General features: G+C 63.6%; 25 protein-coding genes. 9 read left to right on the forward strand and 16 right to left on the reverse strand.

The features are described from left to right. Nucleotides 1-57 precede the first annotated feature (57 nt). Entirely contained in the window at nt 58-1,545 is a 1,488-nt protein-coding gene (gene glpK, locus CYJ07_RS10175) for a glycerol kinase GlpK (RefSeq protein ID WP_104203581.1), read from the reverse strand. Nucleotides 1,546-1,695: 150 nt separating this feature from the next. Between glpK and CYJ07_RS10180 the strand changes: the two genes are divergently transcribed. The 3 genes from CYJ07_RS10180 (at nt 1,696) to CYJ07_RS10190 (ending at nt 5,247) form a co-directional block, all read left to right on the forward strand. Beyond that, entirely contained in the window at nt 1,696-2,454 is a 759-nt protein-coding gene (locus CYJ07_RS10180; RefSeq protein WP_104203582.1) for a DeoR/GlpR family transcriptional regulator, read from the forward strand. Between the two features lie 155 nt (nt 2,455-2,609). After that, nucleotides 2,610-4,112: a glycerol-3-phosphate dehydrogenase gene (gene glpD, locus CYJ07_RS10185; protein WP_104203583.1), complete on the forward strand. Its 1,503-nt coding sequence runs from the start codon at nt 2,610-2,612 to the stop codon at nt 4,110-4,112. A gap of 70 nt (nt 4,113-4,182) precedes the next feature. Continuing rightward, complete coding sequence (locus CYJ07_RS10190; RefSeq protein WP_422666958.1) at nt 4,183-5,247, forward strand: endonuclease/exonuclease/phosphatase family protein; 1,065 nt, start codon at nt 4,183-4,185, stop codon at nt 5,245-5,247. 7 nt (nt 5,248-5,254) lie between these two features. Here CYJ07_RS10190 and CYJ07_RS10195 read toward each other — a convergent pair whose 3' ends face one another. Further along, the gene (locus CYJ07_RS10195; protein WP_104203585.1) at nt 5,255-6,634 is read right to left on the reverse strand and encodes a class II fumarate hydratase; all 1,380 of its coding nucleotides are present in this window, start codon (nt 6,632-6,634) and stop codon (nt 5,255-5,257) included. Between the two features lie 293 nt (nt 6,635-6,927). Between CYJ07_RS10195 and CYJ07_RS10200 the strand changes: the two genes are divergently transcribed. Further along, nucleotides 6,928-7,497, forward strand: coding sequence for a hypothetical protein (locus tag CYJ07_RS10200; RefSeq protein ID WP_104203586.1), 570 nt, complete (start codon nt 6,928-6,930; stop codon nt 7,495-7,497). On the opposite strand, the gene CYJ07_RS10205 is transcribed toward CYJ07_RS10200, so the two are convergent. Then, nucleotides 7,435-8,187, reverse strand: coding sequence for a helix-turn-helix domain-containing protein (locus tag CYJ07_RS10205; protein ID WP_231489596.1), 753 nt, complete (start codon nt 8,185-8,187; stop codon nt 7,435-7,437). The two genes, CYJ07_RS10200 and CYJ07_RS10205, sit on opposite strands and share 63 nt — an antisense overlap. A gap of 237 nt (nt 8,188-8,424) precedes the next feature. On the opposite strand from CYJ07_RS10205, the gene CYJ07_RS10210 reads away from it, so the two are divergent. Both CYJ07_RS10210 and CYJ07_RS10215 read left to right on the forward strand, forming a co-directional pair. Continuing rightward, the gene (locus CYJ07_RS10210) at nt 8,425-9,429 is read left to right on the forward strand and encodes a sensor domain-containing diguanylate cyclase (RefSeq protein ID WP_104203587.1); all 1,005 of its coding nucleotides are present in this window, start codon (nt 8,425-8,427) and stop codon (nt 9,427-9,429) included. A 268-nt stretch (nt 9,430-9,697) separates the two neighbouring features. Further along, nucleotides 9,698-10,231, forward strand: coding sequence for a carboxypeptidase-like regulatory domain-containing protein (locus CYJ07_RS10215; RefSeq protein ID WP_104203588.1), 534 nt, complete (start codon nt 9,698-9,700; stop codon nt 10,229-10,231). Nucleotides 10,232-10,235: 4 nt separating this feature from the next. On the opposite strand, the gene hda is transcribed toward CYJ07_RS10215, so the two are convergent. Further along, the gene (gene hda / locus CYJ07_RS10220) at nt 10,236-10,937 is read right to left on the reverse strand and encodes a DnaA regulatory inactivator Hda (RefSeq protein WP_104203589.1); all 702 of its coding nucleotides are present in this window, start codon (nt 10,935-10,937) and stop codon (nt 10,236-10,238) included. Continuing rightward, the gene (locus CYJ07_RS10225; protein ID WP_104203590.1) at nt 10,934-12,010 is read right to left on the reverse strand and encodes an AI-2E family transporter; all 1,077 of its coding nucleotides are present in this window, start codon (nt 12,008-12,010) and stop codon (nt 10,934-10,936) included. The genes hda and CYJ07_RS10225 overlap by 4 nt, the downstream gene beginning before the upstream one ends. Nucleotides 12,011-12,178: 168 nt before the next feature. On the opposite strand from CYJ07_RS10225, the gene purM reads away from it, so the two are divergent. Both purM and purN read left to right on the forward strand, forming a co-directional pair. Next, nucleotides 12,179-13,255 carry a phosphoribosylformylglycinamidine cyclo-ligase gene (purM, locus tag CYJ07_RS10230; protein ID WP_104203591.1) on the forward strand — a complete coding sequence of 359 codons (1,077 nt, stop codon included), beginning with the start codon at nt 12,179-12,181 and terminating at the stop codon, nt 13,253-13,255. Then, entirely contained in the window at nt 13,252-13,992 is a 741-nt protein-coding gene (purN, locus tag CYJ07_RS10235) for a phosphoribosylglycinamide formyltransferase (RefSeq protein WP_104203592.1), read from the forward strand. Before purM ends, purN begins: the two co-directional genes overlap by 4 nt. 313 nt (nt 13,993-14,305) lie before the next feature. On the opposite strand, the gene dcd is transcribed toward purN, so the two are convergent. The 4 genes from dcd to CYJ07_RS10255 form a co-directional block, all read right to left on the reverse strand. Further along, complete coding sequence (gene dcd / locus CYJ07_RS10240) at nt 14,306-14,872, reverse strand: dCTP deaminase (RefSeq protein WP_104203593.1); 567 nt, start codon at nt 14,870-14,872, stop codon at nt 14,306-14,308. 94 nt (nt 14,873-14,966) lie between these two features. Continuing rightward, complete coding sequence (apbC, locus tag CYJ07_RS10245) at nt 14,967-15,773, reverse strand: iron-sulfur cluster carrier protein ApbC (protein WP_104203594.1); 807 nt, start codon at nt 15,771-15,773, stop codon at nt 14,967-14,969. 135 nt (nt 15,774-15,908) lie between these two features. After that, the gene (locus tag CYJ07_RS20300; protein WP_156085488.1) at nt 15,909-17,258 is read right to left on the reverse strand and encodes a coiled-coil domain-containing protein; all 1,350 of its coding nucleotides are present in this window, start codon (nt 17,256-17,258) and stop codon (nt 15,909-15,911) included. Between the two features lie 166 nt (nt 17,259-17,424). Further along, nucleotides 17,425-17,946, reverse strand: a complete 522-nt coding sequence (locus CYJ07_RS10255; RefSeq protein WP_156085489.1) for a hypothetical protein — start codon at nt 17,944-17,946, stop codon at nt 17,425-17,427. Between the two features lie 463 nt (nt 17,947-18,409). Between CYJ07_RS10255 and CYJ07_RS10265 the strand changes: the two genes are divergently transcribed. After that, nucleotides 18,410-19,333, forward strand: coding sequence for a YihY/virulence factor BrkB family protein (locus CYJ07_RS10265; protein WP_231489597.1), 924 nt, complete (start codon nt 18,410-18,412; stop codon nt 19,331-19,333). An 11-nt stretch (nt 19,334-19,344) separates the two neighbouring features. On the opposite strand, the gene CYJ07_RS10270 is transcribed toward CYJ07_RS10265, so the two are convergent. The 7 genes from CYJ07_RS10270 to CYJ07_RS10300 form a co-directional block, all read right to left on the reverse strand. Then, the gene (locus CYJ07_RS10270; RefSeq protein WP_104203597.1) at nt 19,345-19,572 is read right to left on the reverse strand and encodes a lipopolysaccharide assembly protein LapA domain-containing protein; all 228 of its coding nucleotides are present in this window, start codon (nt 19,570-19,572) and stop codon (nt 19,345-19,347) included. A gap of 82 nt (nt 19,573-19,654) precedes the next feature. Beyond that, nucleotides 19,655-20,257, reverse strand: a complete 603-nt coding sequence (locus CYJ07_RS10275) for a HupE/UreJ family protein (RefSeq protein WP_104203598.1) — start codon at nt 20,255-20,257, stop codon at nt 19,655-19,657. A gap of 49 nt (nt 20,258-20,306) precedes the next feature. Beyond that, nucleotides 20,307-20,945, reverse strand: coding sequence for an urease accessory protein UreG (gene ureG, locus CYJ07_RS10280; RefSeq protein WP_104203599.1), 639 nt, complete (start codon nt 20,943-20,945; stop codon nt 20,307-20,309). Between the two features lie 255 nt (nt 20,946-21,200). Next, nucleotides 21,201-21,920, reverse strand: coding sequence for an urease accessory protein UreF (locus tag CYJ07_RS10285; protein WP_104203639.1), 720 nt, complete (start codon nt 21,918-21,920; stop codon nt 21,201-21,203). Continuing rightward, nucleotides 21,910-22,446, reverse strand: coding sequence for an urease accessory protein UreE (ureE, locus tag CYJ07_RS10290; RefSeq protein ID WP_104203600.1), 537 nt, complete (start codon nt 22,444-22,446; stop codon nt 21,910-21,912). Before ureE ends, CYJ07_RS10285 begins: the two co-directional genes overlap by 11 nt. Nucleotides 22,447-22,668: 222 nt before the next feature. Next, on the reverse strand, nt 22,669-24,420 hold the full coding sequence (ureC, locus tag CYJ07_RS10295; RefSeq protein ID WP_104203601.1) for an urease subunit alpha: 1,752 nt from the start codon (nt 24,418-24,420) through the stop codon (nt 22,669-22,671). Further along, nucleotides 24,417-24,737, reverse strand: a complete 321-nt coding sequence (locus CYJ07_RS10300; RefSeq protein WP_104203602.1) for an urease subunit beta — start codon at nt 24,735-24,737, stop codon at nt 24,417-24,419. The genes ureC and CYJ07_RS10300 overlap by 4 nt, the downstream gene beginning before the upstream one ends. Nucleotide 24,738: the final 1 nt, after the last annotated feature.

Here is a 24,738-nt window from a genome sequence, read left to right on the forward strand (position 1 = left end):
GCTTTCCGCGCCGGCAACGGATGCATATCTTACCCATATCGCTGTCTTTTGCAAGCCTCAAACGGCGCTTTTTACCCGCTCGACCGCCTCGAGCCAGCCGCGATAGAGCCGGTCGCGCTCTGCCTCCGGCATGCTCGGCAGGAACTCCCGCTCGCAACGCCACAGCTCGGCGATCTCGTTCAGATCGCGATACCAGCCGAGCCGAAGCCCCGCCATGTAGGCGGCCCCGAGCGCGGTGGTCTCGAGCACCGTGGGCCGGTCCACTTGAACGCCCAGCATGTCGGCGAGGAACTGGACCAGCCAGCTGTTAGCCACCATGCCCCCATCGACCCGCAGCGTCCCCGGCGACACCCCCATGTCGTCGCTCATGCAGGTCTGCAGATCCCGGGTCTGGTAGCAGACCGCCTGCAGTCCCGCTGCGACGATCTCGGCGATGCCGGTGTCACGGGTCAGGCCAAAGACGGCGCCCCGCGCCTTGGGGTCCCAGTGCGGGGCGCCCAGGCCGGTAAAGGCCGGCACCAGGTAGACGCTGTGTCCGTCTCTCGTCTCCCTGGCCAGCGCCTCGGTCTCGGCAGCATGGTCGAATAGCTTCAAGCCGTCGCGCAGCCACTGTACGGCGGCACCGGCGACGAAGATGCTGCCTTCGATGGCGTAGGTGGTCTTGCCATTCAGTCGGTAGGCCACGGTGGTCAGCAGCCGGTTGCGCGATACCGCCGGGGTATCGCCGGTATTGACGATCATGAAGCAACCGGTGCCGTAGGTGCTCTTGCCCATGCCCGGTTCGAAGCAGGCCTGCCCCACCAGCGCCGCCTGCTGATCGCCGACGACACCGGCAATGGGCAACTCGACGCCGAGCCACTGCGCGTCGGAGATGCCGAAATCGTCGCTCGAGTCGCGCACCTCCGGCAGCAGGCTGGCCGGAATGCCGAACAGTGCGAGCAACTCCTCGTCCCACTGCTGCGTATGGATATTGAAGAGCATCGTACGCGAGGCGTTAGTGGCATCGGTGGCATGCACCCGACCGCCGGTAAGGCGCCACAGCAGGAAGCTGTCGACCGTGCCGAACGCCAATTCGCCGCGTTCGGCGCGCGCTCGGGCACCTTCGACGTTATCGAGCAACCAGGCCAGCTTGGTTGCCGCGAAATAAGGATCGATGAGCAGTCCGCTACGCGCCTGGACGTTTCCGTCGTGCCCCTGCTCGCGCAGACGCTGGCACAGATCGGCGGTACGTCGATCCTGCCAGACGATCGCATTGTAGAGAGGCTCTCCCGTGGCCCGATCCCATAGCAGCGTGGTCTCGCGCTGATTGGTGATACCGATACCGGCAATGCGCTCGCGAGCCACGCCGGAGGTTTCGATCGCCTCTCGGCAGGTCGCCACCACCGACTCCCAGATCGCCTCGGGGTCGTGCTCGATCCAGCCGTCGTGCGGAAAGTGCTGGGGGAATTCCTGCTGGGCGATGCTGGCAATGTTGCCGCCGCGATCGAAGAGAATGGCACGCGAGCTGGTGGTGCCCTGGTCGATGGCAAGCAGATAGTCGGCCATGAGAGGTCCTGTCGTTGTATGTTCGTTTATGATCATCAAGAGTACTGGACTATGTTCGCAATGCTCTACGACTTTCGTCGCGCATCGCCACCGCCGCCTGCCGATGCCGTGCCGAATCGCTTACACTCGCGTGAGCGAAAGGGAGCCGTCATGAACCAGCAACAACGTCAGGATGCCATCGTCGACCTGGTGCGGCGCCAGGGATACGCCAGCATCGAGCAGTTGACCGACCATTTCTCCGTCACGCCTCAGACCATACGCCGCGACCTCAACGCCCTGTCGGAAGAGGGGCTGATTCGTCGTGTGCACGGGGGAGCGGGACTGGAGTCCAGCACCGTCAATACCGCCTACAGCACGCGCAAGAACCTCAATCTGGAAGCCAAGCGGCGCATTGCGTCTCTGGTGGCGAGCCACGTTCCCGACCACGCTTCGCTGTTCATCAACATCGGCACCAGCAATGAGGTCGTAGCCGAGGCGCTGCTCGATCACCAGGGGCTCGAAGTGATCACCAACAACCTCAACGTGGCGGCCATCCTCCAGCACAAGGACGACTTCAACGTCATCATCGCCGGCGGCCAGGTGCGTTCACGCGACGGCGGCATCATCGGCGAGGCGACCATCGACTTCATCAACCAGTTCAAGGTCGACTTCGGCATCATCGGCATCAGCGGTATCGACGAGGACGGCTCGCTGCTCGAGTTTGACTATCAGGAAGCGCGCGTCGCCCAGGCGATCATTCACAACTCGCGCCAGGTCTACCTGATTGCCGACCACTCGAAGTTCCATCGCAATCCCGTGGTACGGCAAGGCAACCTCTCCCAGCTCGACGCCCTGTTCACCGACCGCCAGCCGCCCGAACGGATCGTGCATCTCATGCAGGTCAACGACGTCGCCCTGCACATCGCCTGACGCCTCTCCTCCCGTTCTCTTCAAGCCGGCACCGATGTGTCGGCTTTTCGCGTTATTGCCCCTTGATGTTCGGTTTCGATTGATTTATGTTCGGTTTCAAACATGACTGATGGCGAGGCGCAGCCGCGGCTCGCCGTTTCATTGGAGTTCCGTTCATGGCGCAGACCACCCCCGCTCTCCTCGACATGCTCGTTATCGGTGGCGGCATCAACGGCACCGGCATCGCCAACGATGCTGCCGGGCGCGGTCTCTCGGTCGCCCTCTGTGAACAGGGCGATCTCGCCGGGGCCACCTCATCGGCCAGCAGCAAGCTGATCCACGGGGGATTGCGCTACCTCGAACACCGCGAGTTCCGCCTTGTCGGCGAGGCCCTGCGCGAGCGCGAGGTGCTGCTGCAGAAGGCACCCCATATTATCTGGCCGCTGCGCTTCATCCTTCCTCACCGTGGCCACCTGCGCCCCGCCTGGATGATTCGTGCCGGCCTGTTCCTGTACGACAACCTGGGCAAGCGCAGGCGACTTCCCGGCTCGCGTAGTGTTCGTTTCGCTCCCGATTCGCCTTTGATTGACGGAATCGTGCGCGGTTTCGAATATTCCGATTGTTGGGTCGACGATGCCCGCCTGGTGGTGCTCAATGCCATGCAGGCGCGCGAGAACGGCGCCGAGATACTGGTACGTACCCGCTGTACGGGCGCGCGCGAGCAGCATGGCCATTGGTGCGTCGAACTTGAGGATATCCGCACCGGGGAACGCTTCGAACGGCACGCCCGGGTACTGGTCAACGCCGCCGGCCCCTGGGTGGAGAATGTGGTCCGCGAGCAGGCGCGGCGTTCGTCGCGCTACTCGATCCGCATGATTCAGGGCAGCCACATCATCGTGCCCCGTCTCAACGCCGACGACCGTGCCTATATCCTGCAGAACAGCGACCGTCGAATTGTCTTCGTGCTGCCCTACGAGGATGACTTCAGCCTGATCGGCACTACCGACCGACGTTACCAGGGCGACCCGTCGGAGGTGGTCATCAGCGCGGAGGAGATCGATTACCTGCTCGGCGTGGTCAATGATCATTTCCGCCGCCAGCTCGACCGTCACGACGTGATCGCGAGTTTCTCGGGCGTGCGTCCGCTGTGCGACGACGAATCGGCGGACCCCTCGGCAATGACACGCGACTACACCCTGGCACTGGATAATCAGGGTGCGCCCTTGCTCTCGGTCTTCGGGGGAAAGATCACCACCTACCGCAAGTTGGCCGAAGCCGCCCTTGGTCAGTTGACCCCCTTTCTGCCGGGCATGGCGCCGCGCTGGACCGCCGAGGCCGTCCTGCCCGGCGGCGACATCGACAATCAGGCGGACTTCGTCGAGCGCTTGCAGCACGACTTTCCCTGGCTCGGTGAAGCTCGTGCTCGTCGCTTCGCGCGCAGCTACGGCAGCCTCTGCCTGCACTTTCTGCGCGGCGCAACGTGTGTCGAAGACCTGGGCGAGGAGTTCGGTGCTGGCCTTACGGCAACCGAGGTCGACTATCTGATGGATCACGAGTGGGCGGCCTGCAGCGAGGACATTCTCTGGCGCCGCACCAAACTGGGGCTGCGTCTGACACCGCGCCAGGTCGATGCACTGAAGCGACATGTTGCAACACACCGTCACGGACTGGCTGCATGAGGCTCCGATCGCGTAGGCTCTGAAGAAAGGGTCGCTCGAACCCGCCTACGCATTAGGAGACCTCATGGCCATCTACCCGCTCGCACTTGGCGGTGCGGTCGCGCTGTTGCTCGTAGCCACGATCATCGCCAAGCTGCCGCTGCGCTGGTGGTGGATAAGGGCCTGTGAATTCCCTCGGCTGCAGCTGGCGTCGGCCGCCCTGGTCACCGCCCTGCTCTCGCTCACTCTTGAGTCTCCATGGCGCTGGATCCTGTTCGGTGCGAGCCTGTTGGTCATCGTCCTGCAGGCTCGCTTCATCCTGCCCTGGACCCGCCTCTGGCCGATTCAGGTGCAGGATGCCGAGCCCGGCCAGCAGACTCGCTGCGTGACGCTGCTGATCGCCAACGTGCTGACGCCCAACCGACAGGCCAGCCGACTCATCGAGATCATCCGCCAGAACGATCCCGATATCGTGCTGACACTGGAGTCCGATGCCTGGTGGCAGGAAAGACTCGACGCAGCGCTCGATGAAAGCTGGCCCCACAGCGTCAAGATTCCCCTGGACAATCTCTACGGCATGCACCTCTATTCGCGACTCCCCCTGGACAACACCCGGGTCGACTGGCTGATCCAGGACGATATCCCCTCGATCCACACCGATGTCACACTCGAGAGCGGCGATACACTGCGGCTGCATGCGCTCCACCCGCGCCCGCCCGCCCCCAATGAGAGCGAGGAAACGCTATGGCGCGATGCCGAGCTGCTTCTGGTCGGCAGCGCCATTCATCGCAACCCGATTCCCACCATCGTGGCCGGCGACTTGAACGACGTGGCGTGGTCGCGCACTACCCGCCTGTTCTGCCGTATCAGCGGCATGCTCGATCCGCGCCGCGGCCGAGGCATGTACAGCACCTTCCATGCCCGTAACCCGCTACTGCGCTGGCCGCTGGACCACATCTTCACCAGCGAGCACTTCACCCTGAAAGCGATGCGTCGGCTACCCGGCTTCGGTTCGGATCACTTTCCCATCCTGGCATCGCTCTGCTTCCGCCCTTCGCGAACCGACGAGCACGAGACTCCCGAAGCCGAGGCATCGGAACGGGAGTGGGCACGCGAGACCATTCGAGAAGCCAACGAGCGCGAACAGGAAACCTGACTTCCGGTCAGCCCGGGATACCGCCCTGCGTCAAACGAACGGGGTCGAGCAATCGTTCGAGTTCTTCCCGACTCAGCTCGGTCTGCTCCTCGGCCACGTCGATGATCGGCCTGCCCGCCTGGTAGGCCTGCTTGGCGATGGACGCTGCCGCATCGTAGCCGATCACCCCATTGAGCGCAGTGACCAGAATCGGGTTGCGCGCCAGCGGCTCGGCGAGCCGATCCTCACGCACGCGAAAGGTCGCGATGGCACGATCGGCCAATAGGCGAGCCGTGCGACTCATCAGGCGGATCGAGGTCAACAGGTTATGCGCGATCAAGGGAAGCATCACGTTGAGCTGGAAATTGCCGCTCTGCCCCGCCACGGTCACGGCACTATCCAGGCCGATCACCTGAGCGGCGGCCTGCGCCGCCGATTCGGGAATCACCGGGTTAACCTTGCCCGGCATGATTGAGCTGCCCGGCTGCAGCGCCTGGAGTTCGATCTCGCCGAGCCCGGCCAGCGGACCGGAGTTCATCCAGCGCAGATCGTTGGCGATCTTCATCACCCCGCAGGCCAACCCCTTGAGCTGTCCCGACAGCTCCACGGCGGCATCCTGGGACCCCAGGCTGGCAAAGAAACTGTCGTTGGGCGCAAGCGCAAGGCCGGTCTGCGCGCTGAGTTCGCGCGCCATGCGTTCGGCGAATTCGGGATGCGCATTGATGCCCGTACCCACCGCCGTGCCGCCCTGGGCCAGCCTGGCAAGGCGCAGCATGGCGCCATCGATACGCTCGACCGCCTGTCCGATCTGGCTCGACCAACCGCCTAGTTCCTGGCTCAGGCGCAGCGGCATGGCGTCCATCAGGTGGGTGCGGCCGGTCTTCACCACGCCGTCTAGCTCCGTGGCTCGCTCGTCGATGGTCATGCGCAGGTGAACCAGCGCGGGGCGTAGTTCCGCCGTCACTTCCAGCGCGGCCGAGAGATGGATGGCGGTAGGGATCACATCGTTGCTCGACTGCCCCATATTGACATGATCGTTGGGTCCCACCGACAGCCCCTCACGACTGGCAAGATGGGCAATCACCTCGTTGACGTTCATGTTGCTCGACGTGCCGGACCCGGTCTGGAACACATCCACCGGAAACTGGTCGTCATGACGACCGTCGACGATCTCCTGGGCAGCCGACACGATGGCCTCGGCCCGCTCGGCTTCGAGCAGCCCCAGCTCACGGTTGACCTTGGCCGCCGCCAACTTGATGCGTGCGATGGCATGGATGAAGGCAGCCGGCATCGGCTGGCCGGAAACGGGGAAATTCTCGACGGCCCGCTGGGTCTGGGCCCCGTAGAGCGCGGTGGTGGGCACCTTGAGTTCGCCCATGCTGTCGCGTTCGATTCGATAGTCGCTCATGGCAATCCCTCGTCTGTTCTGCGTTCCTTTTCTTCACCATGGCGGTACAGGGCATCCCTTGCAAGCCGGGCCCCACTTCTCGGCGAATGCCCGAGGCATGTCGCTTCGGTCATTCCCCGACATGACAACTATCAAGTTTCAGCCCCTTGTCGCCGCGACTGCGAGGTAATGTGATAACTATCGTCGCCACTCCGGAAACGAGTTTCTAAGATAGCTTCGGCCGCCTAGTCGAGCGGCCACGACTCTCAGCGAAACTCAAACAAGGCCAACAGGCCAAGACACGGATTCCGTCAATGAAGCAACCGAACATCGCATTGACCCTCCTGCCCCAGGAGCAACTCACTCTTGTTCACTCGCATGAAACGGGAGAACTTCAGCGCTATCGTCGGCTGACTCTCGGTTTTCTACCGCTCATGCCCCAGGTGAGCCGCCTGATGGCCTCGCTTGGCCTTCAATGCGAATCGCGACTGGCAAGCCTTCGCCAGGTCGCCGCCCGTATGGAACTCGACGCCTGCGTGGCCGAATCGCCCCACGAGCTACACAGCTATGTCATGGAGCAGCCGCACTGCTTCGTCACCGACGAGGACATGGCCGAGCAGGTACTCCAGCAGACCTTGCACGCTGCGATGGAAGCCTGCGGCCTCTTCCAGTGGCTGATCGAGACCAACGCCACACCCGAGCTGCATCGCCCCTTCGTGGACTTCACACAGCAGAAGGAGAGCGAAGCGCGCGTCCTGCTCGAGTTCCTCGAACAGCGCAAACACGCGATACCCATGACGGAACCCATCGCTGCACCACGTTCAGGCGCGCCGACGCCTGCCCGTGGAGTCCGCTACCCGAGACAGCTGCGTAAGGTCGAGTAGGCGATACTCCCGTCCGCGTACCGCCAGCAACTCCTGGGCCTGAAAGGCCGCCAAGGTTCTCCCCACGGTCTCGTAGGTCAGGCCCAGGTAGTTGCCGATATCGCCACGCGAGATGGCGAGGCGGAAATGCCGCGAGGAGTAGCCACGGCGACGAAAACGCTCGGAGATGACCAGCAGGAAGCAGGCCAGTCGTACCTCGGCCTTACGGCTAAGCAACAGATGCAGCCGGAGACGTTCCTCATGCATGGCCTGGCTGAGGTTGCGCTGCAGTCGGCGGCGCAACGTCGGCATGCGATTGCAGAGCCCATCGAGGCGCGCGAAGGGATATTCGCAGACGGTCGTGGTCTCGAGCGCGATAACGTCACCGGGGCTGTAGCCGGTACCGATGGCATCGAAGCCGACCATGTCGCCCGGCAGGCACAGGGCCGTCACGAGACACTCGGCGCTCTCGGTGGTCGTGACCTGCTTGAGGCTGCCGGAACGCACGGCATAGAGGCTCTTGAAGACATCGTTCTGCGCCGTCAAGGCGTCGCCCTTTTCGAGCTTGAGCGGTGGCGGAATGATGGCCTCGAGCTGCGCCGACTCCTCCGGTGTCAGTCCCTGCGGCAGGCAGGTCGCGCTGAGATAGCAGGAGAAACAACCTGCTATCGGGGTGCCTTCCGCGTGCTCGCTCATGCTGCGAATCGCCATGGCAAGGCCCTCATCCTGCATAGCCAACATAGTTGTGAGTATACGAAGCCTCACTGCTAGCCGCAGTTTGAGTTGCCCCATGCTTTGATCTCGTCAGGCAGTACGGCACAGCGCTCAGCGGAATGATGAAAACCATGCTGCAGGAAACAGACCACGCCCCTAAGGTTAATGCTGCAACGCCGCAGGGTGGCATGACCTCCGGGAACAGGAGGCAAGAAAAACGAAGGGAGCATAGCCATGCAGCAGAATCTATCTTGGATGACGACGGACGTCCTGAGCCGACTCAGTGCCAATGCCGGCATGTTGTTGATTCGCAGTCTGTGGGAGTACTGCCCCGAGCACATGTTCATCGTCCGCGTCGAAGGGCCGGGCAATTACGTCATCGAAGCCATGAACCCGACGCAGCAAACCATGCTCGGTGACGAACGCTCCTGCGTCGGCAAGCGCATCGACCAGCTCATGCCTGCCCCGTTATGCCAGGGCATCATCGCCAATTTCGCCCGCTGCGTCGAAAGCGCCAGTCCCATACGCTATGAGGAGAGCAGCAGCTATCTCGACCAGCACGGCGACTATCGAGACGGCCATTGGCAGACTCTGCTGGTGCCCATCAGCGACCAGAACGGCCGCGTCACCCATCTCTTCGGTGTCTCTCGCGAATTACTGCCGGTGGCATCACCGTTTGCCTCCCCGCGTCCCGAAAGTCCCGAGCTGGAACGGCGCGTCATGGAGCGCACCGCTGAGCTGGTTGCGGCCAATCAGAAGCTTGCCATCCTGGCCACTCGCGATCATCTGACCGAGACCTACAATCGGCGCCACCTGTTGGAACTGGCCGATATCGAACTGAGGCGCGCCTTTCGCTACGACTTGTCGTTGTGCCTGATGATGCTCGATATCGATCACTTCAAGGAGATCAACGATACCTGCGGCCACCAGGCGGGCGACCGGGCGATCCGCATCCTTGCCCGCACCCTGATGGCCACGGTGCGCGAGTGCGATCTGGTGGGGCGTTACGGAGGCGACGAGTTTCTTATCCTGATGCCCGAAACGACACCGGAGGGAGCACGGGAAATCGCCGAGAGAGTACGCAGAACGCTCGAGCAATCGGGCCAGATCACGGTCAGCATCGGTATCGCCAGCCTGGAGCCCGACGACCGCTTCATCGACGACCCCATTCATCGGGCCGATACGATGCTGCTACAGGCCAAGCGCAACGGGCGCAACCGTATCGAATGTCCTGCGTAAATCCGGCAACGTTGGCTTACCCAACTCATATTGCGACGCTCAAACCACTCTGTTACGTTGCGCTGGTAGCTCGTCGAAGGCCAATTCAAGCAGGCACAACGATCGTCGACCGCCCAGGCGAAGTGACGGCCGCGGCGCCAGCCAGTAATATCGCAAGGCCCGTCGAACCCGGTTCGACGGGCCTTGTCGTTTCTCGTCGGGATGTCGCGGTTCCAACGGCATCGTTTATGCTCGTTGCGCACGGGCACGGCAATGAGGAAACAGTGACATGAAAGCCTGGATACCCCTGGCCCTGGTGGGCCTGAGTCTCGCCGGCTGCCAGATGATGGAACCCGGCCCTCCCCCAGAACGCATCGAAGTGATCGAGATCGGCGAGCCGCGGCCGGACGTCGAGCCGGCGGAAGAGACCTCCCGCATAACGCGCCAGGTCGCCTTTCCCGCCGAGGAGTACGCCTCTCTGGAGAAGAGCGGCAACGCAGCGATCCACGGTCGACTCACGCTCAACGGCAGGCCGGGCGCGGGCGAGACGATCTCGGTGGCGCCGGTGACCACCTATTCCGCCGAGGCGGCGGAGCACGCCCTGGCCGGACAGGCCGTCGAACCGGCCGACCCACGAGCCAGGGAATATACCCATACGACCCGCACCGACGACAGCGGTCGTTTCACCGTGCAGGGATTACCGGCCGGGGAGTTCTACGTGTCGGGAAGCATGGTCAATACCGCCAACGGGCAGCGCCAGGTGATACTCCGCCAGGTGTCGCTGCGCAATGGCCAGCGTCTCGATGTCGAACTGAGCCGTTGACGCCCTACCAGCCCAGGGCCTGCTTGACGAAGGGAATGGTCAACTTGCGCTGGGCCGTGAGCGAGGCGCGATCGAGCTCCGCCAAGGCCTCGAACAGCTCGCCGAGACTGCGTGGGCCGCGATGGAGAATGTAGCGCGCAACTTCATCCGGCAACTGCATGCCACGCAGGCGTGCACGTAGCTGCATCGCCTGCAGGCGTTCGCTGTCGTCGAGGCCGTGAAGATGGAAAGTGACACCCCAGGTCAGACGCGATGCCAGATCCGGCAACTTCACCGGCAGTTGGCGCGGCGCGGCGCTTGCCGAGACCACCAGACGCTTGCCGGCGTCGCGCAGACGATTGAAGGCGTGAAAGAGCCCCTCTTCCCAGCGTCGCCGGCCGATGACCGCATTGATATCGTCGATGGCCACGAGATCGAGCCGCTCGACGTCCTCGAGCATCAGCGGCGGAAAGTGGCCCAGGTCGCGTAGCGGCAGGTAAAGGGCACGCATGTCGCGATCCGAGGCGGCATGGCAGGCCGCCTGTAGCAGATGGGTGCGGCCGGTACCGGGTCCCCCCCAGAGATAGAGAAAGGGCTCGCCCCCGGCATCGAGCTGATGCACCAACCGATCGACCAGACTGGCGTTTGCCGCCGGCAGGTAACTGTCGAAGGTGGCATCGTCACGCAACCCCACGCCCAATGGCAGTTGCGCCGGTGCTCGGCTCATGGTGATTCCTCATCGTGACGGCGCCGTGTCCCGGCATCGTACAGGCTGCTTCGCTTGTAACGTTCGTTGAGTTCTCGTAAGAGTACCATGATCACGGCCGCCACCGGCAGCGCCAGTAGCACGCCGGTAAAGCCGAACAACTTGCCTCCCGCCAGCACGGCGAAGATGACCGACACCGGGTGCAGGCCGATGCGGTCCCCCAGCAGCTTGGGCTGCAGCAGAATGCTCTCGAGAACCTGGCCGGTAGCGAATACCGCCACGACACCGATCAGCACCAGCCAGCCGTCGAACTGGAAGAATGCCACGAGCAGCGCCACGCTAAGCCCGAGTATGAAACCCAGGAACGGCACTATGCTGGCCAGCCCCGCCAGAATGCCTATCAGCAGCCCGAAACGCACGTCGATCAGGGTGAGACCGACGGCATAGATCGCTCCCAACGACAGCATGACCAGCAGCTGACCGCGCAGGAAAGCCGACAGCACCTCGTCGCAGCGCTGGCTCAGACGGATCGCATCCGGCTCCCAGCGACGCGGCAGCAGGTCGTGCAGGTTGGCCATCATCCTGTCCCAGTCGAGCAGCAGATAGAAAGTCACTACCGGGATCAGCGCTACGTAGGTGACCCAGGTGATGAAGGCCATACCGGAGCGCCCGATCTGTCCCAGGAACTGGGCCGCGTAGCCCCCGGCATTTTGCCAGTTCTCGGCCAGCGTCTTCTGTACGGCATCGAGGTCGGCGGTTACATCGAGCCCCGTCCAGCCCTGTATTTGGGGGGCCAGTACCGTCTGCACCCAGGCGAAGATACCGGGAATCATCTGATCGAACTGGCGGATCTGCTGCATGAGCAGCGGAATGAAAATCAGCAGGGCGATCGCCAGCACGATCGACATGACAAGGAATACGGCGCACACCGCCAGCGTGCGCGACATTCCCAGGCGCTCGAGCCGATCGGCCAAAGGATCGCTGAGATATGCCAGGATCATCCCCGCGATGAACGGCATCAATATCGCCTGCAGCTGGAACAGCAGCCACACCACCGCCACCACCCCCGCCAGCAACCACCACTCTCTGCGCATCCCTCCCTCCCTGCCTTCGATGTCCGCGGCGATGCGAGCCGCGCCACGTGATGCTACAATTCCGGCCCGATCTTGCCCACTGCCCATCGACCTGTCGGAGCGCATCTCTCAGCGGCCGATGCGACCGCCGACAGGTCACTAACCGCGACACTTCGTACAGGACAGGCCATGACCGACTCCGATTCCTCCCGCCCCGCCAAGGCATCTCTCAGCTACAAGGATGCCGGCGTCGACATCGATGCCGGTAACGCGCTGGTCGACCGCATCAAGGGCGTAGCCAAACGCACCCTGCGCCCCGAGGTGATGGGAGGGCTGGGCGGCTTCGGCGCGCTGTGCGAACTGCCTGCGGGCTACCGCGAACCCGTTCTGGTATCCGGCACCGATGGTGTCGGCACCAAGCTGCGCCTGGCCATGGACCTGAATCGGCACGACACCATCGGCATCGACCTGGTCGCCATGTGCGTCAACGACCTAGTCGTGGTCGGTGCCGAACCGCTGTTCTTTCTCGATTACTATGCCACGGGCAAGCTGGACGTGGATATCGCCGCGGATGTCGTGGCGGGTATCGGCGAAGGCTGCGAACGCGCCGGCTGTGCCCTGGTCGGTGGCGAAACCGCTGAAATGCCCGGCATGTACGAGGGCAACGACTACGACCTTGCCGGTTTCTGCGTCGGCGTAGTGGAGAAGTCCGAGATCCTGGACGGCAGCCGTGTCGCCGAAGGTGACGTGCTATTGGGCATCGCCTCCTCGGGACCGCATTCCAACGGCTACTCACTGATCCGCAAGATTCTCGAGGTCAGCGAAGCCTCGCTGGACGTCGCCGTCGACGGCAAGCCCCTGGGCGACGCACTGCTCGCGCCCACGCGCATCTACGTGAAACCGCTGCTGTCGCTGATCAAGGAAAGCGGCGTGGCCGTGCACGCGCTGTCACACATTACCGGTGGCGGACTGCTGGAGAACGTCCCACGCGTTCTGCCCGAATCACTCGCCGCGCGCATCGACGTGTCCAGTTGGACCCGACCGGCAGTGTTCGACTGGCTGCAGCAACAGGGCAACGTGGCCGAGCACGAAATGTATCGCGTCCTCAACTGCGGCATCGGCATGGTCGTGGTCGTGCCCGCGCGCCAGGCCGACCAAGCGCGTGCCCATCTCCAGGCGCTCGGCGAAACGGCCTATCGCATCGGTGAGATTGTCGCCCGCGGCGAAGGCGAGGAAGCGGTGCAACTGGAGAACCTCGAGGCATGAGCGAGACATCCCTCAGCGACACCTTGAACGGTTTCACTCCGGAGCCCAGCAGCGCGCGTCGAATCGTGGTGCTGATTTCGGGAAACGGCAGCAACCTGCAGGCGCTGATCGACGAACAGACCCATGACCGCCTGGGCGGCGAGATCGTCGCGGTGATCTCCAACGTGGCCGATGCCTACGGCCTTCAACGGGCCCGGGACGCCGGTATTGACGCCGTGGTGCTGCCCCATGGCGAGTACGACTCTCGGGAGGCCTACGACGGCGCGCTGATCAAGGTGATCGAGCGTCACGAGCCCGACCTGGTGGTACTGGCCGGATTCATGCGCATCCTCACGCAGCGCTTCGTGCAGCGCTTTCACGGCCGCATGCTCAACATCCACCCTTCCCTGCTGCCCGCCTACCGCGGCCTGAACACGCATGCCAAGGCGCTGGCCGACGGCGTGACGGAACACGGCTGCAGCGTGCACTTCGTCACCGAAGAGCTCGACGGCGGGCCGGTGGCGATCCAGGCCGCGGTGGAGGTGGGCGCTGGCGAGACCGAAGCCAGCCTCAAGGAGAAGGTACATGCCCGCGAGCACCTGATCTACCCCATCGCCGTGAAGTGGTTCCTGGAGGGCCGCCTGCGCCTCGAGGGAGAAGTTGCCACCTTCGATGGGATGCCGCTTCCCCCCCAAGGCCTGCGAATGTCACATGCTGACGCTGCCGAAGAGCTGGATGAAGACCTTGGCAATTCATGATAGGTGAAGCTCAAAAAGAGCTTGTACAGAACGATGGCGATTTATGTCACGAGCGATGACAGGCGGGGGCGCCGAGCCTGATCGTCGCCGGAGCGCAGTACCGAGCGAAGCGACAAACAGCCGTCGGCTGGCCCCGAAGGGGCGAGAAGCCGAAGGCTGCGAGTCAACCGGAGTGTAGCCTGCTACATGAGGATTTGACGGTCCGACGCTTCGGCACCGCCGACGGTCAGGATGGCTAGGTTCGTTCCCGACGAACCAACGCACTTCCCACATTCATGTGGGTCGCCGAGCGCAGCAATAAATCGACGCTTTCTCAGGTGCGCGGCAGAGTCACTCCCCGTTGCCCCATGTACTTGCCGCCGCGATCCTTGTAGGAGGTCTCGCAGACCTCGTCCGACTCCAGGAACAGCATCTGCGCCACGCCCTCGTTGGCGTAGATCTTGGCCGGCAGGTTGGTGGTATTGGAAAATTCGAGGGTCACGTGTCCTTCCCACTCGGGCTCCAGCGGCGTCACGTTGACGATGATGCCGCAGCGGGCATAGGTCGACTTGCCCAGGCAGATGGTCAAGACGCTACGCGGAATGCGGAAGTATTCGACGGTACGTGCCAGGGCGAAGGAGTTGGGCGGAATGATGCAGACGTCGCCCTTGATGTCGACGAAGCTCTTCTCGTCGAACGCCTTGGGGTCGACCACAGCCGAATGAATGTTGGTGAAGACCTTGAACTCGTCGGCACAGCGCACGTCGTAGCCGTAGCTGGACGTACCGAAGGAGATCACCCGCTGGTCATTCACGTAGCGGACCTGGTCGGCCTCGAAGGGTTCGATCATGCCTTCCCGCTCGGCCATGCGGCGGATCCAACTGTCGGGTCTGATGCTCATGGGACGTCCTGAAAAGAATGTGCCGAACAAAACAAGTAGGGCCGCTATGATAGCGGCCCCCGTGGCGGGCGTCACGGCCCCCCGCCCAACGCACTCAATCGCTGAAGCTGATGCTCGGTCCCTCGTCGGCCGACTGCCCCTCGATTTGCTCGGCGACCTGCCGCGCCATGTCGCGAAAGATCGCCGTCACTTCACCGTCCGGCTCGGCGACAACGGTGGGCCTACCGCCATCGACCTGCTCGCGGATCGACAGCGACAGCGGCAGTTGACCCAGTACCCGCGTATCGTACTCATCGGCGATTCGCTTGCCGCCGCCCTCGCCGAAGATCGGCTCGGCATGGCCGCAGTTGGAACAGACGTGCAGGCTCATGTTCTCCACCACGCCCAGCACCGGCACGTTCACCTTGCGGAACATTTCGATGCCCTTGCGTGCATCGAGCAGCGCTATGTCCTGGGGCGTGGTCACGATCACGGCACCGTCGACCGGGACTTTCTGCGCCAAGGTCAACTGAATGTCGCCGGTGCCCGGCGGCATATCGATGAAGAGCACATCGAGATCGTTCCACGCCGTCTGGGTCAGCAACTGCTGGAACGCGCCCGCCACCATCGGCCCGCGCCATACCATTGGCTCCCGTGTGTCGACCATAAACGCCATGGACATGGCCTGCACGCCATGGGTTTCCAGTGGTCTGAAGCGATTCTCGCCCGCCTGTTGTGGTCGCACGCCCTCCGGTACGCCCAGCATCTGCGCCTGGCTGGGGCCATGGATGTCGGCGTCCAGAATGCCGACCCGGTAGCCTTCGGCCACCATGGCCAGCGCCAGATTGACGGTGACCGTGGACTTGCCGACCCCACCCTTGCCGGAGGCCACCGCCACGATATGCTTGACCCCTTCGATCACATTCCGCTCCTTGTGCTGAGAATTGTCGCGTTACTCTAGGGTAGCTGAACGGGCGCCAGTATAGCGCGCCGATTCCAGTTGGCCGAAACGGCCTGCGGCGGGCCGAAGCCCGCCGCAGACATGAACCTTGCCAATTCAGCTCTGTTCAGCCTCTGCGCTCTCCTGGGACTGCCCCCCAGTCTGCGGCTGGGTACTTTGCTGCTCTTCGGCGCGCTGCCGCTCCTGCTGTTCCTGGGATTGGCCTTCTTGCTCCTGGGATTGGCCTTCTTGCTCCTGGGATTGGCCTTCTTGCTCCTGGGATTGGCCTTCTTGCTCCTGGGATTGGCCTTGCTGCTCCTGGGATTGGCCTTCTTGCTCCTGGGTTTGGCCTTGCTGCTCCTGGGATTGGCCTTCTTGCTCCTGGGACTGGCCTTGCTGCTCCCGGGACTGGCCTTGCTGCTCCTGGGACTGGCCTTGCTGCTCCTGGGATTGGCCTTGCTGCTCCTGGGATTGGCCTTGCTGCTCCCGGGACTGGCCTTGACCAGCCTCACCCCCTTCCGCGCTATCCAGCTCCAGCTCGGACAGGGTATCTCGCCACTCGGCGAGCTGTGCCTCCAGGCGCTGCAACTGCTGCCGACGGCGCTGGACTTGCTCCTCGACCTGACGCAGTTCGTCGCGCCCCGAATCGATGGCATTGGTCAGCTCGTCACGCTCCTGACGGATCGACTCGAGCTCGGTCATGGCGCTTTCACGCTGGTCGCGAAGGGTACCCATTTCGCTCTCGATCTCGCTACGCAAGGCTTCCATTGCCTCGATATCGCTCTCGAGTGCTTCGAGGGTCTGCTCACGCTCATCGATCGCCTCGTTCAGGGTATTCAGGCGTTCCTCGGCGGCGTCCGCCTTCTCGCGCAGCTCACCCAGTTCCGACTGAACCTGATCGCGTTCCGCCTCGGCTTGCTGGCGCGCCTCCTCGGCCTGCTGGCGCTCTTCCTCGATGGTCTGTCGAGCGGATTCGGCTTCCTGTCGCGCCTGCTCAGCCGCCTGCCGGGCCTCCTCCGCATCGACGCGGGCCTGGTCCACTTGCTGGTACTCTTCGCGCAGCGTCGCGACGGTTTCCTCGATCTCGGCCTGTTCATTGCGCCGTGCCTCGAGATTGCTCTCCAGCGAGGACTGCTCTTCCTGCAGTTGGCTGAGACGCTCCTCGGCCTGCTGGGCCTCACCCTCAAGACGCTCTATCTCGCTCCGAGCCGCTTGCTGTTCGTCATGCATAGCCGCTTCGGTCGATTGCCGCTCCTCTTCGAGTTCGGCCAGGCGCGCCTCCATCGACTCGATATCCTCACCGGCCTGGTTGCGCTCGTTGAGCTGACTCACCAGTTCCTGATGCTCTCCCTCCAGCGCCGCGAGCTGTTCTTCCAACGCCTCGCTTCGCTCACGGTGATCCGACGCGTTGTTGTGTGCGACTATCGCCCAGACAAGGGCGAGCAAGGCCACAGCCACTACGGCCATGACGCGTCTGTCCTTGTAAAGTGGGCTGTCGTTGCCTTCCGCCATGAGCAAGACCCTCCAGATGGTCAATTGTTATCGCCGCCGGCCAGCGACGTTCGTTTAGCCTTCCAACCTCAGCATACATAGCGTTACCCAAGGGCGAAAGGAACCGACCGAACCGCGACGCTTAGTGCGCTTGCATGTCGGATTCGATGCACCAGCGGGAAAACCAGGGAGTACCAAGAACCTCGAATCCCAGTTGACGCAGCCAATCCGCCACGACCAGGTTCGACTGATGTACCGCCGAATAGCGCCTCGGGTCGGGAACAAAGGCCAGTCCGAACTCCTCGCTCTCGACCGGTTCCGCATCTGCGGCCTCGAAGCGGGCATCCAGCCGCCGTCTCAGCGTTTGCACACTACCCGCATCCGCTTGCAGCGTATGAATTTTCTCCAACCCCTCCGGAGCCAGCCGTTCGAACTGTTCTGGCTCATCGATCTCGGGATAGAGACCGCGCCCCAATCCGGCTTGGGTTGGCCATAGCAGCGCGACAGCGCCGCTCAGCAGGTTACGCCGCCCCTCGACATACCAGCGCCACTCGCCAAAGCTGTAGCGCACCATGCCACCCTGCCCGTCCGGCAATACCAGGCTGGCGTGTCTTCCATGATCGAGCAGGTAGATGGCGACCGGCTGTTCGATGTTCTGAGGCAACGGAGCAACCACGCGTCCGACACAGCCCACCAGCAGAATGACGGGAAGCAACCGTACAAGCCGACTCGCGACAAGGACTCTCCGCATCGCATGAGCCGCCCGGGGGCGTAATCGTACGGGACCGATACATGGCCGAGCGACAGTGCCGCGCCGACCATGCGTATCGAGGTGAGGAGCGTATCCCGGACGGGTTAGCGCAGGCCCAGCATCGACAGGATGAACAGCACCACCACGATCAGGCCGATGATATAGATGATATTACGCATGCAGCTCTCCTTGCTGTCGGGTTCGGGTTCGCTTCGTCAAGATTGGTGAACGACACCGCAAACAAGCGGCGTCAGCCCCTAGTGTAGCGAACCTGTCGAATCCGGCCAGCGAAGCGGCCGACTTGTGAGGCCCTCTCTGGACGCATACCTTGAACAGGACAATCGTCCGATAATCGGCACAGGAACCGTCAAGCCACATGGCACGACACCAACACTCGCGTAGTATCAGGTTCGTCTGGCTACCCCGCATGGGGGCCTTTCTCTGGCGTGTCATCAAGGCCTTCATGCGCAACCGTGGCGTTCTGTTGGCCAGTGGGGTCGGTTACAACATCCTGCTCTCCATCGTGCCGCTATTCGCTCTGCTGGGCGTGCTGCTGACCCAGATAGTCGACAAGGACGTATTACTCGACGTCCTCAGCGTACAGGCCGTGCATCTGGCTCCCGCGCATGCCGAAGTGCTGATGGATGCGGTCCGCGCCCTGCTCGACTCGGGCGACATGGTCGGCCTGTTCGGCATCCTGGTACTACTGCTGTTCAGCTCCTTCGCCTTTCGCATGCTCGAAGACGCGCTGGCTATCATCTTTCATACACCCGAAGCGCATCCCAAGCGCAGTGTGTGGGTTTCCGTATTGATGCCCTATGTCTTCGTGGTGGTGCTGGGTGCCGGGCTGCTGGCCCTGACCCTGCTGGTGACCCTGGCGGAGGCGATCAACACGCTGTGGTGGCTTCTGCTCGATCGCGAGATGCCCTTCAGCGGGCTTTCGACCCCACTGCTCAACCTGTTCAGCTTCATCGGCGTCTTTCTGCTTTTCAGTGCCATCTACAAGGTCTTGCCCGTCGTCACGATAGCGCTCAAGCGAGCCGTGGTGGGAGGCTTCGTGGCGGCACTGCTCTGGGAAGGCGCACGCCTGTTGTTGGTGTTCTATTTTCTCAACGTATCGGTGGTCAACGTCGTCTATGGGTCGCTCGCCACATTGATCGTGGTGCTGCTGACCCTGGAAGCGGGGGCAATGATCCTGCTGCTGGGCGCTCAGGTCATCGCCGAACTGGAATACAACGCTCGTCGCGGCTTGCCGTGGTACGTCGATCCACGGCGGGAGGCGGTAACCCATGTCGACTGATCGCCGGCATTTCAGTAACGATTCCGATGGGCCCCCTGCCGGCGCAATCGACGCAGCAGGCCGAACAGGCTTCTACCGCTGACCATGCCCAGCAGGTAGATCACCAGCAAGAGCAACGCCAGGGGCAGCTGGACGCTCCAGTTCAGGAACCGAACCTCTATCACCTCGATGTTCTGCACGAAGAGTATGAGAACCAGCAGGGTGATGAATATCTTCACGCCCAGCAGCAGCTTGTCCATGTGCCCCCTCCGATCGGTTTCCCTTCAAGCTGGGCGGCGTCCGGTCTCCTGTCAATGCGCGCCGGAAAGCCGTACAGCACGGTCAACCGAATGCAAACAAGGCACCCGCAGCGGCAATCAATACGCCAAGGGCTCGCACGATGCGGTTCTCTCGCTCCATGAGAAAGCCTCCGACCAGTCTCGTTGCATAGCCAAGGGCCAGTGTGGTCAGGCTGAAGCCGGCCAGATAGGCGAACATGGATGCACCATGGGGCATCTCGCTGCCGTGGGCGTATCCGTGGAACAGCATGAACGATACCACTGCAGCGGCGCCGACGACGGCAGGCACCCGAGCCAGCGCAGCAACCAGCACACCGGCGAGCAGCACCGACATGGCGATACCGAACTCGATACCGGGCAGAGTCGTTCCCGACCATGCCAACCCCGCCCCCAACAGCAGGCCGCCGCCAGCCAACAGGGGCGCGACGAGACTGAAGGCCCGGCTCTGGCGCAGGCTCCAGAGCCCCACGGCCAACATAGCGAGCAGATGATCGAGTCCTAGCAGCGGATGCATCAGCCCCGCGGCGAAGCCCGAGTCATGGTGGTGATCCGGGCCGGAATGCGCTAAGGCCGTGCCGGCGACGAGCAGCAGGACCGGCACGGCGGCCAGAGCCAGGCACGAGGCGGAAGAGTGACGATGGTTCATGTTGGCGGTCTCCTTGCCGTAATTTGGGCGGTAGCGCGGTGAAGCATGATCAGGCGCTTTTCGGCTGCGCCTGGGGGCGGCGCTCAGGCAGCATGCCGCGGTCGAGGATGAAGCGGATGATCTCTTCCAGGCCCACCCCGTCGTAGAGATTGGTGAAAACGAACGGCCGCTCGCCGCGCATCTTCCTCGAGTCGCGCTCCATCACCTCGAGTGAGGCATGCACCTGCTCCGCGATGTCGATCTTGTTGATGATGAGCAGGTCCGACTTGGTGATGCCCGGCCCGCCCTTGCGCGGGATCTTGTCGCCTGCCGAAACATCGATCACGTAGAGCGTCAGATCTGAGAGTTCCGGGCTGAAAGTCGCCGAAAGGTTGTCGCCTCCCGACTCCACCAGCACCAGCTCGAGGCCCGGATGGCGATCCTGCAGCTCGTCGATGGCGGCCAGGTTCATGGAAGCGTCCTCACGGATTGCCGTATGCGGGCAACCACCGGTCTCCACGCCGAGAATGCGGTCGGCCGGCAACGCCTCGTGGCGCAGCAGGAAGTCGGCGTCCTCGCGGGTATAGATATCGTTGGTGACCACGGCGATGTCGTAGTGGTCGCGCAGCGCCTGGCAGAGCTGCTTGAGCAGGGCCGTCTTGCCGGAGCCCACCGGGCCGCCGACGCCGACGCGTAGGCAATGTGTCATGTTCATCTCCTTGGCCGCCTGAGCGGCACGGTCAGTTCAACAGGCGTCAGTCCAGCTGCTGCCAAGGCCACCTCACGCACCCGCTGGCGCGATGGGCGAGACGACGCGGTCGATCTTCAGGGAAGAAGATCGAGGAAAGCCGGCACAGGGAAGTGCCGTCTTTCCGGCCGCGGGAGTCCGGCCGGAGCGCCAGGGCTTCGAGCGCGTGACGTGGTGAGCGCAGCAGGCTGGCTGGCACCAGGCGGTTCATCGCGATCAGCTCCGAAACAGGCGCGAGTACTGCGTTTCGTGCAGTGCACTGGCCAGTGCCAGGCCCGGCAGCGCCGGGCCGAGTTCGTCGTCCCGGAGCCCAAGCGCCGCATCCACCGCGGCAACCAGCGCCGGGCGCAGCCGCTCGATCAGGCGCTGGGCGGCGGTATGCCCCAATGGCAGCGCCTTGCAGGCCACCGCCAACTGGTTTTCGAGCCAGGCCCAGGCGAAGCCGAGCATGGCCTGGCGCGGTGTAACACCTCTTATCTGGGCGGCCCAGGCAAAGACGGTCACGTAGCCCGCCCCCTTCGGCAAAGAAGGCGCCTCACAGGAATGATCCGTGGGCAACAGCTCCAGACTGCCCAGCAGCCGGGTCAGCGACGCGCCCAGGCGCGAGTCCTCGGCGGCCAGCTCGGCGGTCTCGCGGTTAGCCGCGAGCCAGCGGTCCCACTCCGCCACCGCCTCGCCATCCCCTACGGCCCAGGCGCCTTGCAGGCGAGCCAATACGGGCAGTTCGCAGCGTGTCAGGCCGTCGTCGAGGACGCCCTCCAGCCACTCGCCGAGGCTCGCTTCATCGCGCACCCAGCCCAGCTCGAAGGCGCTTTCTAGCCCCTGGGAGAAGGCGAAGGCGCCGATCGGCAACGCCGGGCTGACCAGTTGCAGCAGCCCCAGTAGTGCCAGGTCGTCGCCCTGCGCCATCTCCGACGGGGACGCCTCAATGGGCATGGTGGCCATGGCCGTGGTGGTGGCCGTGCTCAAGATCGTGGTCATGGTCAGGTCCATGCGCATGCGAGTGACCGAGCTGGTTGTACGCGCCCGGCTCGGGGTCGAAGGGAGCCTCGTGCCGCTCAAGGGTCGCCCCCAGCAGCTCCGCCAGCTCCTCGAGCACGTGGTCGGGAGGAAAGCGCACGTATCCCCGGCCTGACGAAACGTGTTCGTCCTCGCCCAGCGCCAGCTGTACGTGGCGGTTGCCCAAGTGGTAGGCGAGCCGCGCCAGCGGCAGGCCCGCGGCCACACGCGCCGTGACCACCGGCTCGATGGCGGCCCTTACCTGCACGATCTCGCCGCTCACGGCACGCAGACCCTCGCCGTCGCGCAGCACCGGGCCGCGGTCGAGGAACAGGCCCAGCGCGAGGCCGGCGTCGCTCGTTGCCTTGAGACGGCCGCGAATGCGCAGCTCATAAGGCAACGTCAGGGTGTCGCAGGCCTGGCTCGCCTCGATGGGCCCCAGACGTTCGGTCAGTATCAGCATGGGAATATGCCTCCTCGCAGGCCGCCAGCCTTGCCCTCGCTCAACGCCACGTGACCGAAACCCGGACACCGCGTGCGGACTCCCGCGGTCGGAAAGACGGCACACCCCTGTGCCGGCTTTCCTCGATCTTCATCCAAAGTTCGACCGCGTCGCTTCGCCCGTGGTGTCAGCGGTCACGCGAGGTTTCGCGATGACAAGCTGGCTTGGCGATGTAGTCATGGTTCAAAACAGGTGGTAACGCTGCGCCAACGGCAGTTCCGTGGCCGGCTCACAGGTCAGCAGCTCGCCATCGCAGCGCACCTCGTAGGTCTGCGGGTCGACACTGAGCTCGGGGCAGGTATCGTTGAGCTTCATGTCGCTCTTGCGTACGCCACGCACATTGCGACACGCCGAGAGCTCGCTTTGCAGGCCAAGCCGTTCCTTGATGCCGGTAACGAGTGCCGCCTGGCTGACGAAGGTCAGCCGCGTCTGGCTAGCCGCCCGCCCGAAAGCACCGAACATATAGCGGTAGTGCACCGGCTGCGGCGTGGGAATCGAGGCATTGGGGTCGCCCATGGGGGCTGCCGCGATCATCCCCGCCTTCAAGATCAGCGCCGGTTTTACGCCGAAGAAAGCTGGGCTCCACAACACCAGGTCGGCCAGCTTGCCCACCTCGATTGAGCCCACCTCGTGACTGATGCCATGAGCGATCGCCGGGTTGATGGTGTACTTGGCGATATAACGCCGGGCACGAAAGTTGTCGGCACCGAGCGCTTCGTCCTCAGGCAGCAGGCCGCGCTGCACTTTCATCTTGTGTGCGGTCTGCCAGGTGCGGCACACCACCTCGCCGACCCGCCCCATGGCCTGGGAGTCGGAGGCGATCATCGAAATCACGCCCAGGTCCTGCAGAATGTCCTCGGCGGCGATGGTCTCGCGGCGAATGCGCGAGTCGGCGAAGGCCACGTCCTCGGGAATGCTGGGATCGAGGTGGTGGCACACCATCAGCATGTCGAGGTGCTCGTCGATGGTGTTCACCGTGTAGGGCCGCGTGGGGTTGGTCGACGACGGCAGCACATACGGCTTCGAGCAGGCGATGAGGATATCCGGCGCATGGCCGCCCCCGGCCCCCTCGGTGTGATAGGTATGGATGCCGCGCTCCTTGAAGGCCGCCAGCGTATCCTCGACGAAGCCCGATTCGTTGAGCGTGTCGGTATGGATGGCGATCTGCACGTCGTAGCGCTCGGCTACCGCGAGGCAGTTGTCGATGGAAGCCGGCGTGGTGCCCCAGTCCTCGTGCAGCTTGAGGCCCATGGCACCGGCTTCCAGCTGAGCCTCCAGGGCCTCAGGCAGGCTGGCGTTACCCTTGCCAAGCAGGCCGATGTTCATCGGCAGGCCGTCGACAGCCTGTAGCATCTTGCCGATATGCCACGCACCGGGCGTGCAGGTGGTGGCATTGGAGCCGGTCGCCGGCCCCGTGCCGCCGCCGAGCATGGTGGTGATGCCGCTCATCAGCGCCTCCTCCACCTGCTGCGGACAAATGAAGTGGATATGGGCGTCGATGCCGCCGGCGGTGAGAATCTTGCCCTCGCCCGCGATCACCTCCGTACCCGTCCCGATGACGATCTCCACGTCGGGCTGGGTATCGGGGTTGCCCGCCTTGCCGATGGCCCTGATGCGCCCTGCCTGGATGCCCACGTCGGCCTTGACGATGCCCCACCAATCGAGGATCAGGGCGTTGGTGATAACGGTATCCATCACCGAGGCGTCGACACGCTGGCTCTGGCCCATGCCATCGCGGATCACCTTGCCGCCACCGAACTTCACCTCCTCGCCGTAGTGAGTCGCGTCGCGCTCCACCTCGATCCACAGCTCGGTATCGCCCAGGCGCACCCTGTCGCCCACCGTTGGCCCGTACATGTCGGCATAGGCCTCGCGGCCGATCTTATTGGGAGAGCTACTGGCAGAGGTATTTGGAGAGCTGTTGGTCGGCTTCATGATTCGCCTCCGTCCAGCCACCCCATCACCTCACCGCGAAAACCGTAGACATGGCGTGTACCGGCATACGGAATCAGGGTGACTCCGCGGGTCTGGCCCGGCTCGAAGCGGATCGCCGTTCCCGCCGCCACGTCCAGCCGAAAGCCGCGTGCCTTGTCGCGGTCGAATTCCAACGCTGGATTGGCCTCGGCAAAATGGTAGTGGGAGCCGACCTGGATCGGCCGGTCGCCAGTGTTGGCGACTTCGACGCTGATCCGCTCGCGCCCCCCGCAGAGTACGATCTCGCCGTCCTTCAACTGATATTCACCGGGAATCATT

Source organism: Billgrantia saliphila (assembly GCF_002930105.1).
Taxonomy (GTDB): Bacteria; Pseudomonadota; Gammaproteobacteria; order Pseudomonadales; family Halomonadaceae; genus Halomonas; species Halomonas saliphila.

What these genes read in the sequence shown, in the direction of transcription:
- glpK (WP_104203581.1), bottom strand. Translation starts at nt 1,545, where the DNA reads ATGGCCGACTATCTGCTTGCCATCGACCAGGGCACCACCAGCTCGCGT.
- CYJ07_RS10180 (WP_104203582.1), top strand. Translation starts at nt 1,696, where the DNA reads ATGAACCAGCAACAACGTCAGGATGCCATCGTCGACCTGGTGCGGCGC.
- glpD (WP_104203583.1), top strand. Translation starts at nt 2,610, where the DNA reads ATGGCGCAGACCACCCCCGCTCTCCTCGACATGCTCGTTATCGGTGGC.
- CYJ07_RS10195 (WP_104203585.1), bottom strand. Translation starts at nt 6,634, where the DNA reads ATGAGCGACTATCGAATCGAACGCGACAGCATGGGCGAACTCAAGGTG.
- CYJ07_RS10200 (WP_104203586.1), top strand. Translation starts at nt 6,928, where the DNA reads ATGAAGCAACCGAACATCGCATTGACCCTCCTGCCCCAGGAGCAACTC.
- CYJ07_RS10205 (WP_231489596.1), bottom strand. Translation starts at nt 8,187, where the DNA reads ATGGCGATTCGCAGCATGAGCGAGCACGCGGAAGGCACCCCGATAGCA.
- CYJ07_RS10210 (WP_104203587.1), top strand. Translation starts at nt 8,425, where the DNA reads ATGCAGCAGAATCTATCTTGGATGACGACGGACGTCCTGAGCCGACTC.
- CYJ07_RS10215 (WP_104203588.1), top strand. Translation starts at nt 9,698, where the DNA reads ATGAAAGCCTGGATACCCCTGGCCCTGGTGGGCCTGAGTCTCGCCGGC.
- hda (WP_104203589.1), bottom strand. Translation starts at nt 10,937, where the DNA reads ATGAGCCGAGCACCGGCGCAACTGCCATTGGGCGTGGGGTTGCGTGAC.
- CYJ07_RS10225 (WP_104203590.1), bottom strand. Translation starts at nt 12,010, where the DNA reads ATGCGCAGAGAGTGGTGGTTGCTGGCGGGGGTGGTGGCGGTGGTGTGG.
- purM (WP_104203591.1), top strand. Translation starts at nt 12,179, where the DNA reads ATGACCGACTCCGATTCCTCCCGCCCCGCCAAGGCATCTCTCAGCTAC.
- purN (WP_104203592.1), top strand. Translation starts at nt 13,252, where the DNA reads ATGAGCGAGACATCCCTCAGCGACACCTTGAACGGTTTCACTCCGGAG.
- dcd (WP_104203593.1), bottom strand. Translation starts at nt 14,872, where the DNA reads ATGAGCATCAGACCCGACAGTTGGATCCGCCGCATGGCCGAGCGGGAA.
- CYJ07_RS20300 (WP_156085488.1), bottom strand. Translation starts at nt 17,258, where the DNA reads ATGGCCGTAGTGGCTGTGGCCTTGCTCGCCCTTGTCTGGGCGATAGTC.
- CYJ07_RS10265 (WP_231489597.1), top strand. Translation starts at nt 18,410, where the DNA reads ATGGCACGACACCAACACTCGCGTAGTATCAGGTTCGTCTGGCTACCC.
- CYJ07_RS10270 (WP_104203597.1), bottom strand. Translation starts at nt 19,572, where the DNA reads ATGGACAAGCTGCTGCTGGGCGTGAAGATATTCATCACCCTGCTGGTT.
- CYJ07_RS10275 (WP_104203598.1), bottom strand. Translation starts at nt 20,257, where the DNA reads ATGAACCATCGTCACTCTTCCGCCTCGTGCCTGGCTCTGGCCGCCGTG.
- ureG (WP_104203599.1), bottom strand. Translation starts at nt 20,945, where the DNA reads ATGACACATTGCCTACGCGTCGGCGTCGGCGGCCCGGTGGGCTCCGGC.
- CYJ07_RS10285 (WP_104203639.1), bottom strand. Translation starts at nt 21,920, where the DNA reads ATGCCCATTGAGGCGTCCCCGTCGGAGATGGCGCAGGGCGACGACCTG.
- ureE (WP_104203600.1), bottom strand. Translation starts at nt 22,446, where the DNA reads ATGCTGATACTGACCGAACGTCTGGGGCCCATCGAGGCGAGCCAGGCC.
- ureC (WP_104203601.1), bottom strand. Translation starts at nt 24,420, where the DNA reads ATGAAGCCGACCAACAGCTCTCCAAATACCTCTGCCAGTAGCTCTCCC.
- CYJ07_RS10300 (WP_104203602.1), bottom strand. Translation starts at nt 24,737, where the DNA reads ATGATTCCCGGTGAATATCAGTTGAAGGACGGCGAGATCGTACTCTGC.